Origin of the sequence: Neisseria sp. HMSC065C04 (assembly GCF_001815375.1) — a bacterium.
Classification (GTDB): domain Bacteria; phylum Pseudomonadota; class Gammaproteobacteria; order Burkholderiales; family Neisseriaceae; genus Neisseria; species Neisseria flavescens_D.
This window is the reverse complement of sequence record NZ_KV820414.1, coordinates 47,981-57,905: the sequence shown is the minus strand read 5'-3', so window position 1 is coordinate 57,905 and position 9,925 is coordinate 47,981. Positions and strand designations below refer to the sequence as shown.

12 protein-coding genes are annotated in these 9,925 nt (G+C 41.2%); all 12 read right to left on the bottom strand.

The genetic code is table 11. The annotated features are described in order from the left end of the window. Window positions 1-281: contractile injection system protein, VgrG/Pvc8 family (locus HMPREF3022_RS11715; protein ID WP_283119050.1), on the bottom strand; the 281-nt coding region annotated here is incomplete at its 3' end. Window positions 282-418: 137 nt separating this feature from the next. Beyond that, entirely contained in the window at window positions 419-838 is a 420-nt protein-coding gene (locus HMPREF3022_RS06435; protein WP_070765303.1) for a hypothetical protein, read from the bottom strand. Window positions 839-1,013: 175 nt separating this feature from the next. Then, complete coding sequence (locus HMPREF3022_RS11800; RefSeq protein ID WP_283119048.1) at window positions 1,014-1,250, bottom strand: M15 family metallopeptidase; 237 nt, start codon at window positions 1,248-1,250, stop codon at window positions 1,014-1,016. A gap of 335 nt (window positions 1,251-1,585) precedes the next feature. Further along, window positions 1,586-2,116 (bottom strand): hypothetical protein, encoded by a 531-nt coding sequence (locus HMPREF3022_RS06425; RefSeq protein WP_239669554.1) that lies wholly within the window; start codon window positions 2,114-2,116, stop codon window positions 1,586-1,588. A gap of 187 nt (window positions 2,117-2,303) precedes the next feature. Next, complete coding sequence (locus HMPREF3022_RS06420; protein WP_049332601.1) at window positions 2,304-2,738, bottom strand: hypothetical protein; 435 nt, start codon at window positions 2,736-2,738, stop codon at window positions 2,304-2,306. Between the two features lie 528 nt (window positions 2,739-3,266). Then, window positions 3,267-3,545 carry a hypothetical protein gene (locus HMPREF3022_RS06415; protein ID WP_049332600.1) on the bottom strand — a complete coding sequence of 93 codons (279 nt, stop codon included), beginning with the start codon at window positions 3,543-3,545 and terminating at the stop codon, window positions 3,267-3,269. A gap of 214 nt (window positions 3,546-3,759) precedes the next feature. Then, the gene (locus tag HMPREF3022_RS06410; protein ID WP_070765305.1) at window positions 3,760-4,362 is read right to left on the bottom strand and encodes a DUF4112 domain-containing protein; all 603 of its coding nucleotides are present in this window, start codon (window positions 4,360-4,362) and stop codon (window positions 3,760-3,762) included. Window positions 4,363-5,165: 803 nt separating this feature from the next. Continuing rightward, window positions 5,166-5,372, bottom strand: a complete 207-nt coding sequence (locus HMPREF3022_RS11795; protein WP_283119049.1) for a zinc-binding dehydrogenase — start codon at window positions 5,370-5,372, stop codon at window positions 5,166-5,168. A gap of 24 nt (window positions 5,373-5,396) precedes the next feature. Further along, a complete protein-coding gene (locus HMPREF3022_RS06405; protein WP_210399660.1) occupies window positions 5,397-6,122 on the bottom strand; it encodes an alcohol dehydrogenase catalytic domain-containing protein in 726 nt (241 codons plus the stop codon). A gap of 47 nt (window positions 6,123-6,169) precedes the next feature. Next, window positions 6,170-7,687, bottom strand: a complete 1,518-nt coding sequence (locus HMPREF3022_RS06400) for an ABC transporter permease/substrate-binding protein (RefSeq protein WP_070765302.1) — start codon at window positions 7,685-7,687, stop codon at window positions 6,170-6,172. A 101-nt stretch (window positions 7,688-7,788) separates the two neighbouring features. Beyond that, the gene (locus HMPREF3022_RS06395) at window positions 7,789-8,613 is read right to left on the bottom strand and encodes an ABC transporter ATP-binding protein (protein ID WP_070765301.1); all 825 of its coding nucleotides are present in this window, start codon (window positions 8,611-8,613) and stop codon (window positions 7,789-7,791) included. Continuing rightward, entirely contained in the window at window positions 8,603-9,463 is an 861-nt protein-coding gene (locus HMPREF3022_RS06390; RefSeq protein WP_049332593.1) for an SDR family oxidoreductase, read from the bottom strand. Before HMPREF3022_RS06390 ends, HMPREF3022_RS06395 begins: the two co-directional genes overlap by 11 nt. Window positions 9,464-9,925 lie beyond the last annotated feature (462 nt).

Here is a 9,925-nt window from a genome sequence, read left to right as displayed (position 1 = left end):
TGGTGTTTGAAGACGGCGGCAACGATGTCGGGAACAGTTTGGTGTTGAAACAGCCGAGAAGTTTGGAAATGTTTCATTGCCGCGAAGCGCGGCTCTAAAACAAAGCGGTAAACGGTTTCATCCTTGGATACCGACAACTTCTCGCATGAGGTGATAATGCCCTGCCATTGCTTCGCCGGGGGATCGTCTGAAGCAGACCCGAATGCCCCGGCCACTTCCGACAGTAAGCCTTCCTGCAGACGAATCTCAAATGCTGCGTGTTGGTTGAGGTAGGAAGACAGAGGCAGCGAGGAATCGGTCGAGGTAGCGGTGATTTCGACACGGTAAGCGGCATTGACTGCTTTTGACGGAGGAAAGCCGTCTGAAAGTATTTTTCAGACGGCATCATGATAAAACTACTTATAGATTATAAAGACAATTAATTGTTACAATTTTTAATAATAATTGATTTAGGTATCTTCTTAATTAAATTAGTAAAATCATTCCTAACCTCAGTATGATTAATATTTAATTCTTTGTTATTGATTAGTATATATATATTTCTTTTATCTTTAGAAATATAACCATCCTTAAACCTAAACTCTTTATATATACCTGAACTTAACTTATTTCCCTTTTTAAAATTATATACATACAAAGACTTACCTGTCTCCCCATAGTAAGTTGAAGTAATAAAACAATGATTTAACCTATCTTTAAATAGTTTTAGTTCCCCTCCCTCTAAACTTGACTCTTCATCATCAAGTTCAGAAGTAAAAATTAAATTTACTCCGTATGCATTTTGACATAATAAGACAAAGAATGTAAATATGGCTAGCATTATATTTAATAATTTCATAATAACTACATCTAAATATCATATTCAACAGCTAAAGGATCGCCACCAGCAGCTTTTACAGCTGCTCTTAGTTGAGCCATATTTTTACCAACCTTCAATTCGAAATTAGAATAATCCTTAAATTTTCTCCAATGTCCTCCCCATGCTAACCCCTCTTCAATTTCTATATGTGCAATTATTTCAGTAATCTAATATTCTCTGCATCATCTTCCTTTTTCATGTGGAGTCTGCCATCCTGCCAAATTGGAAACACATCTATTGCGAGTCCAAAATTATGATTACTTTGCCCTCCTTTTGCATTTGTTACTATTGATCCAGGCATTGTTCTCCCTTTGGCATACAATTCATCCTGTTCTCTGTATGTCCTATATCCCTGCACAATTCTTAATTTAATTTGATGTTGTTCATACACTTTTTTAATAAACCTTCTCACTTTATCTTAAAATTGAGGATGAAGTTTATTAATTTTTGTTTCATTTTGATCATGTATCCCTCTATTCTCCTTAACCACTGTAACAGGCTTCCCATCCACAGAATTTACTCGCTTTACCTCCTTTCTCTGCCTTAATTGGGGAGATGTATATTTTGCACCGTTATCTCTCTTTGGTCGACTAGCTGTTCCTGTAGCAGAGGAAGGACTCATCTGCACTTTTCTTGCAGATAGTTGGTTACCTATTTCTTGTGTTTTTTCATCATAAATTTGGTAAAAGATAAACTGAGAGTTAGTTCAAAGGGAACGCTTCCTGTTTAATAAAACAATTTAACCAGCCACTGTATAATTTTTGCATCTATCCGTTGAAGGAGGTTGGGATACAGTGGAGCAACAGGACCGCCGTCAGGTCCGCCACTCCAGCCGATATATTCGTCATTGATAGAGAGTCTTGCAAAATTTCCAGGAACCCATTCTGAATCAAATGGGGATGTATCTCGATAATAGTAGAGCAAATTATCCTTTTCATCGGCAATAAAGATTGCTGTCCTAAAGCCGTTCCATCCTGTGCAGGCAAAGATTTTTCTATTTTGTAATGCCTTTTGATCTTGTAATAATTTATTTTTAAATCTAATTATCTCTTCAACTTTTTCTTCCTCTCTGCTATGTCTAGTTTCACAAAATTCATATTCCTTATCATCAGATAATCCTTTTGAGATTTTGTTTATAAAATAAAATCCACAAGAATAATTGTTATATTTAATAAAGTCATTATTCTGGTAGCATTCGCTATTTATATCCAGGTTATTAATTTCCTTTCCAATATCCTTGATTCTCCAATATTCCACTAACCCAAATATCAATATAAAGAAACCAAACTATTTCACTATTTTTCTATTTTTCATAAATTTTGCCTATTATTTCAAAACTACTTCAATTGTGATTAAAACGATATTCTTTGAAGGGTAAAAATACCGGAAGGTCCTCTTTTATCTTTTAAGTGCCTGAATTTTAGAAAATAAATATATTAATTTTTTATTTATGGCATAGCTTATCAATAAATTCTGCTTCTATCCTATGGAAAATATATGGGTTTATAGAAAAGGATTCTGCTTGAGCATATAGGCCTAAATCGAATATACCTTCTTCATCTAAGTTCAAATCTAATGACATTCCTTGCCAAACTTCATTATAGAGATAATAAAAAGATAGCAATTTACCTTGGTCATCATATAAATAGATACCGGAGTTGAGACCGTCTATACTTAAAAAATTTCCTATACTATCCAGACAAACAACAATTTTTTTATTTTCACTTATGCTAAACCTTTCGCATTGGTCTCCATCACTAGGAACTTGATAACTAGGTAAAGTCTTTTCTTTATAATGACAATATGCGCTATATCTAAAATAAAAATAAGAAAAAATTATAGTTAACAAAATAGTTATTAAAGCAAATTTTTTAAACATGATTCCACTTTAAAAGAAGGTCGTCTGAAAAGTCTCAGGTGACCTTTATTAATATTGGGTTGCCAACCTAAACTACTCTTACTTTATTCCCTATACAGAGTCACAATGCTTTGGCACCACTATGTTTGAAACGACAGGATTAGTCTATTTTTCATAACTGCAAGCAAGGGTGTTCATTTCCCATAGCAATTTGCTTTTTTTCAACATTTTCTCCATTCTTTATTAGAAATTTCTTTATGGGTTAATCCTGTCAAACATTCTCTTTCCCAATCTAAGCATTCTTGTTTTAAGAAAGAAAAGCCAATTGTCTTTCAGGATAGCATGTTAAAATATTACTGCAGTCTTTCCTCATCACCAGCCATTACACTGCCTAATACGAATTCCACCTGATGGTTCGGGTAAAACACCCCTATAATATCTTAGGGATTCGAGTATTCAGATAACTGTGCCGTATAACGGTAAGTCATCTAGTCATCAATATCGATCTACCCCTGCCATATTTTACTAAATGATTTTGGATCTCTAAAATTAATGTTCACTCAAATATTTTTTAGTTTCCTCTTGTATCTCTACAGTACATGGAAATTCATTAAAAATATTAGCATTACAATATAATAGGTATTGTTTCAATTGCTCTTTAGGTACATCTTGTATATCACGATCTCCTATGGGGTCGTAGTATATGCTTTGAAAAAACCACGGCTTTTTAAAAAAAAATATATAATTATTGTCAAATTCCCCTGTTCTATCAACAATACCTATAAACAAATACAATAATATAAAAATAAAAACCAGCATTTTATTCATAAAGTTTCCTTATCTAATTTTTTAAGTTGTAATGCTTACCTTAAAAACAGCAAGGGACGTTAACTTTAGGCTGTCTGAAATGGTTTCTTTACAGATTCCACATCTTGCTTCGTACTCTATCGATCTGTCTTTCCTTCAAAAGCCAACAAAAACACGAGTTTTCAGCTATTTTCGTGCCTAATATCCCCTTTTCTTCCTTACCTCTCACAAACATTCAAAACCAACCGGCAACAACACTGAACAGATGAGTTATACCGCTCCATATCCATTTACTCATTGCAACCGTTATCCACCCCATTAGCACCAATACAATCAAACCGAAAAAATCAGGTATATGCATATAAAGCCAAGCAGAAACAGGTTTTTGCCAAAAATCTGATTGTTGCTGTTTCTTCTCCAAAGCCAAATGCATAAATGGTCGCTCTAGATGCAGATCGCTGTCTATACCATACTCGCTGCGCACATATTCATTGATGATTTTCAAAGTACGGCGGCTCGGTTGCAGGAAAATATCGATAAGTGTACCGACAACAGGAATCATACCGAGCACCATATCGGCAAAAGCAAGATATACAGCAGGACGCATTTTATGATCCGGCACGCCCAACTCCCGTCCCATACGAAAAGCCTTCATCGTCAGAAAAAGTCCGGCAATATCCCCAACAAAGGGAATCATCGATAATATGGCATCAACGCCTATCCCCTGTTTGGTAAAAGGAATGCAAAACAAACTGTCCATAGTATTGGCATATTTAGCCAACTCGCGCTCACGTCGGATGATTTCCTGACGCTCATAAGGTATAGGTGTGTGCTTCATCATGTTTTATTGTAGTGGTTTAAAAAATTTAGAATGGTACAACATTATTACCGTTTAAGGTCATTCTCTATAAAAGCCAATTACAGCATGGCCGTTTGTAACACAAGGTTGTCTGAAAAGCATTTGAGTGTTTTTCATTTCATCGTCAGACGACCTTCCTCACTTAAGAGTATTCACTTTGATCAGGCTGGTTATTCAATTATGACAATGAACTTAATATAGTATCTGTGAAGATGCTGGCGGTAAAGGGGGAAGGATTAACGGGAAGCAGACCGTCGGTTGTATTTAGGTAATTTAAAATCTTAGTGCCACCCTATTCCATTACACCTACTATCAGTGATAGGGCGACAGTCTATGAGTTGAAAGTAGTTGGTATCGTACTAAGGCTCCCTGCTCTCTACCCTATTCCACTAACCAATAATTAAGTGGTAGAGTTACGGCAAGATTAAACTGCCAAATTTCTCTTATAAACCTATTGATTCTATACCAAAAATTGAAGTACTATTGACCCACTCTCTAGAGTATCATTAACTCTCAGTTAACAATCAGGAACAAAAAGCGAATTTGATGTAAGAATAGGAAACGGTCCCATATTTTATATTATGTTAAATTCATAATACTAGTATTTTAGCCTGCTAAGTCCTGTTTCTTCTAGTTGTACAATCACTTACATAATTCAAATATAAAAGGCCATCTGAAGAATTTCAGACGGCCTTCTCTTTATCAATATCCATGAAACCAATTCAGATCACAGTTTTATTCCAAAGCATGATTAAATTTCTTTGATAGAATTTTAGATAGCCCTATTCATTGACTACCACCACTTTCCCAAACCCGTCCGCGCTTTGCAAAAAATGGTGGGCTTCGGGAACTTGTTCCAATGTAAACACGCGTTCAATTAAGATTTTCACATTAAATTGCCAGATATAGTCAAACATCGCATCCAGCTTGGCTTGCGACACATTGCCCGAATGAAAGGCGGTGAGATAGCTGTTGTTTTTGAGTTCGATAATCGGATCAAAACCGTTTACGTATCATATATTACCTAGCTGCCCTGTATTGCAGACGATGCCGTATTCGTTGATGCGGGTGAAAGAATCACACAAAGTTGCCGGCCCGACCAATTCCAGAATTTTGTCATAGCTTTGGTCGGTTTGTAGTTTGCCATCGGCTTCAGTAATCACTTCGTCAAATCCGACTGCTTGCAGATGGGTAGCTTTGGCAGGATTACGCGTTGAACCGTGTAATACGATATGCGGAAACCGTACTTTAAGAAGCTTTGCAAAGGCTATGCCCACACCGCTGCTGGCACCACGCACCAATACACGATCTTGCGGCGCGATACGAAGCTGCTGTAATGAGCCGAACGCGGTGTAGTAAGTTTCGGGAATTGCGGCAAGGGCTGTCCAATCCAAATCGGTATGTTTGGGGTAAATTTGCTCGTTTGGCAGCAACACATATTCGGCGTAGCTGCCGTCAAAGGCGCGCCCCATTTCTCTCCCATAATAGAAGACAACCTTTTGTCCAACCGCCAGTGCAGGTGTGGAACTTTGCACCACTTCGCCTACACATTCAATGCCCAAGATGCGCGGAAATTGGACAGACGGCGATTTGCCTTCACGCGTGAAAATCTCGGAATGGTTGATGCCGAAGCCTTTGATTTTTACCAGTGACCACCCCTCTTTGATATCAGGTGTTGGCACGTCTTGATAAATCAGTTGTTCCGGACCGCCGGCTTGGTAGATTTTTACGGCTTTCATAATACCTCCCTAAGAATCTGATGCTTTCAGGTAGCCTACTGCCAATTTTACTTTCCTAACAACCCATTTTTCTCCAAATAATCCCGCGCTACATTTTCCGCGCTTTCGCCTTGCACTTTCACGTGGTAGTTCATCTCGCTCATTTCCTCTTCGCTAATTTTTCCCGCCAGTCGGTTAAGTGCGGTCACAATTTGAGGATTTTTTTCAGCAAATTCTACTTTCATCAGCGGTGCGCCCTGATAGGCGGGGAACAGGGAAATATCATCTTTCAGTAAGCGCAATCGATATTGTTTCAATTCTGCATCGGTGGAAAAGGCTTCCACTAGGTCGATTTTGTCATTCAACAATGCCGTATAGCGTAAGGCAGGTTCCAAGCTAACAATATGTTTTAGCGTGATACCGGCTGCCTGCATGCCTTTATAGCCATCCTCTCGGTCGATAAATTCCAGTGAGAAACCTACTCGGATATCGGGCGCTACCTGCTTCAAGTCGCTGATTGTATTCAGTTGGTGCTCCGCGCCGTAGCTTTCTTTGACTGCCAACGCATAAGTGTTCTGATAAGACATTGGTGGCAGAAACTCTAACTGATATTGTTCCGCCAATAATTGTTTGCCCCGTTGATAGGTTTCATCTGGCGACAGATGGCGGTTCTTCTGTTCAGTTGGTACTTGTACTAAGGCTTCCAGCACTGTGCCGGTGAATTCAGGATAAATATCGATTTCGCCACTATTCAGTGCGCTAAACAGGAAAGTAGTTTTGCCAAAATTAGGTTTGACTGTGACTTTCACGTTCGAATTCTCACGTTCAATCAATAATTTATACATGTTAATCAGAATATCCGGCTCACTCCCCATTTTGCCGGCAACCACCACGTTTTTTGTGGCAGGTGTAAATGAAATCTGCGACAGACCGAGTGCGCCGAAGCCCACCGCCAATGCAAGAATAATCGGCAACTTGCGTCGCGATTTCTGCAACAGCCCGATAATGCCGCTTACACCGACAGCCAATAACGCGGAGAGTAATGCGCCGGTAAACGTCATTGTCATGTTGTTGCGGTCAATGCCGAGCAGAATCAGGTTGCCCAAACCGCCTGCACCGATTAAAGCAGCCAGTGTTGCCGTGCCGACAATCAGCACCGCCGCCGTACGAATGCCCGAAATCATGGCAGGCAAAGCCATCGGCAGCTCAATCCGACACAATGATTGCCAGCGCGATAGTCCGAATGAGGTGTACGCATCTTGAATCGATTGGTCGATTTGGGTCAGCCCCAAATAGGTATTTTGAAAAATAGGCAACAGCGCGTATAGCGTGAGCGCAATCAAGACGGGCGGTGAACCGATACCGACAAACGGAATCAGCAAACCCAGCAGCGCCAAAGACGGAATGGTTTGCAATATATTGGTAAACTGCAATACCGCTTCCGCTGCCCGCTGTCTGCGCGCAAACAACACGGCGGCAGGCACCGCAATTGCCACTGCCGCGAGCAAAGCCAGGCCGGAAAGCCATAAATGCGTAAGCAGCATTTGCCAGAGTTCTGCCGGGGTAACGTTTAGGGATGAGAACATAGTTTTAAATTTTATGTTTAGTACGTTGAATAATAGATGTTTATGTTTGCTTTACAGCAAGGTATTAGCGCCTTGAAAGAGGTTTCAGACGGCCTTCACCATCATAACACTGCCCTTCTCACAGCTTCCTGTCCCTGTTTATCCAACCGTAAGAATTGGTTGATGATGCGTTGGGCATCGGGTGCGTCGGCGGTGGAAAACAGCGATTGCACATAATCATTTGCCGGCTGCTTTTTGATTTCTTCAGGTGTGCCAATTTGTACCAGTTTGCCATTATGCATTACACCGATACGGCAAGCGAGTTTGGCGGCTTCTTGCATATCATGGGTAACGAAAACGATAGTGGTGCCAAATTTTTGGTGAATCATAGCAATTTGGTCTTGCAGCACGGTGCGTACCAGCGGGTCAAGTGCTGAAAACGGTTCGTCCATCAGTAGAACTTGGGGCTTGGCTGCAATGGCTCGCAAAATACCGATGCGCTGCTGTTCACCGCCGGAAAGTTCGTGCGGATAGCGGTCGCGGTAGTGCGCAGGGTCAAGTTCCACCAGCTCCAATAATTCATTCACACGCGTTTTGCGTTCGGCTTTCGGCCAGCCCAGTACGTCAGGCATGAGTTCGATATTTTCCGCGACGGTCATAGTGGGAAAAAGCGCGATCTGCTGCAATACGTAACCAATTTGGTGGCGGAGCTGGCGGATGTCGTAGTCTTTAATCCGTTTCCCGTGTAGATAAACGTTGCCATCGGTCGGTTCAATTAGCGCGTTAATCATGCGTAAAGTGGTGGATTTGCCGCTGCCCGAGCCACCTACCAACACGAAAAATTCACCCTGATAAATGGTCAAATCCAAATCACGCACAGCATATTTGCCGTCATAATGCTTGCCTGTGCCACGAAATTCGATAAATGGGACAAGATTATTTTGCATATTGTGCCTTTACTACGTCTTCAAAACTAAGCGGTGCGCGTTCCAACAACTGCGGCAGGTCGTCTGAAACGGTAGCAAGCTCGCCTTTGGCAATGGCAGTGTAGGTAGAAACCCAGGCTTCAATCTGCCAATCGGGCGTGTCAGGATACTCAGCTTTGCGGCTGGCGAAGGCTTCTTCCACAGTTTCATTGTGGTAGCAGTGCAGTTTGCCGGTGATTTCGGTTAAGACGGCGGCTATTTCAACAAAACTTAATGATTGGGAACCGGTCAGTGTGTAGGTCTGATTATCGTGGTGGTGATTGTCGCAAGCGATGTCTGCGATGACGTTTGCCGCCGCTTGGGCGACATCGCGCTGCGAAACGTAGGCAACGCGCCCGTCGTCGGCAGGACCTGCGATGATGCCGTCTGCGTTGGTAATCGTTGCCATTATCTCGCTGTAAAAATTGTCGCGCAGAAAGGTGTAGCGCATATTTGTTTGCCGGATTGCATTTTCTGTAACCGCATGGGTACGCGCCAGCGTGAAGGTGCTGTCCAACGCTGCTTGAGCGAAAGAGAGATAGACAATGTGTTGCACGCCCTCTTCCGAAGCAGCCTGCACCAAAGTCAAATGCTCCTGTTCACGCATCGGACTTTCGGCGGCGGACACCATAAACAGCACGTCCACCCCATTTAAAGCCTGCTTAGCAAGCTCCAAATCGCCATAGGCAAACCGCCGCGCCTCGCAGTTCGTGAGATTGGGCGCTTTGGCGGGGTTACGCAGCGGCAGGATAAGCGGCAGGCCGCATGTGCTCAGATGACGGGCGACCATACCGCCGATGTTGCCGCTGGAGCCAGTGATGGCTAGATTCATGTTGTTTTCCTTATGCGTTTTCTAAAGAGATAGCTTTGCAGTTTACAGGGTTTCTGTAAAACCATGTGCATGCTGCTTTTTGGGTTTCAGGTAGACTGAATAGATTCAAGGGATGGTTTATTAATGGTTATTTTATTGTAGCAGTTTTCCTGCATACGATAAGCCGCGAAAGACTTACTTGATTATTAAGCTGATATTAATAATTAGGTTAGGATATGTGGTCTTTCCGTTTTCAGGTCCCTTATGGCTTAAAACGGACCTCTTTTACTAGTTTTTAGAATTTAGGTGGCATTTACATTACCAAGTATTTGTACTGCATTTCTCTATTCTCAAAGAATTTAAAGAGCTTGGGGTATGTCCCCACGGCCCTATTCCACTACTAAATAATTAAGTGATAGAGTTATAGCATAATTAAACTGACAAATTTCTTAAAACCTATTGATTTGATACTAAAAATTGGAG

Bases quoted from the DNA above. Each gene is read 5' to 3' on its own strand.
- HMPREF3022_RS06435 (WP_070765303.1), bottom strand. From the start codon at position 838: ATGAAATTATTAAATATAATGCTAGCCATATTTACATTCTTTGTCTTA.
- HMPREF3022_RS06420 (WP_049332601.1), bottom strand. From the start codon at position 2,738: ATGTTTAAAAAATTTGCTTTAATAACTATTTTGTTAACTATAATTTTT.
- HMPREF3022_RS06415 (WP_049332600.1), bottom strand. From the start codon at position 3,545: ATGAATAAAATGCTGGTTTTTATTTTTATATTATTGTATTTGTTTATA.
- HMPREF3022_RS06410 (WP_070765305.1), bottom strand. From the start codon at position 4,362: ATGAAGCACACACCTATACCTTATGAGCGTCAGGAAATCATCCGACGT.
- HMPREF3022_RS06405 (WP_210399660.1), bottom strand. From the start codon at position 6,122: ATGAAAGCCGTAAAAATCTACCAAGCCGGCGGTCCGGAACAACTGATT.
- HMPREF3022_RS06400 (WP_070765302.1), bottom strand. From the start codon at position 7,687: ATGTTCTCATCCCTAAACGTTACCCCGGCAGAACTCTGGCAAATGCTG.
- HMPREF3022_RS06395 (WP_070765301.1), bottom strand. From the start codon at position 8,613: ATGCAAAATAATCTTGTCCCATTTATCGAATTTCGTGGCACAGGCAAG.
- HMPREF3022_RS06390 (WP_049332593.1), bottom strand. From the start codon at position 9,463: ATGAATCTAGCCATCACTGGCTCCAGCGGCAACATCGGCGGTATGGTC.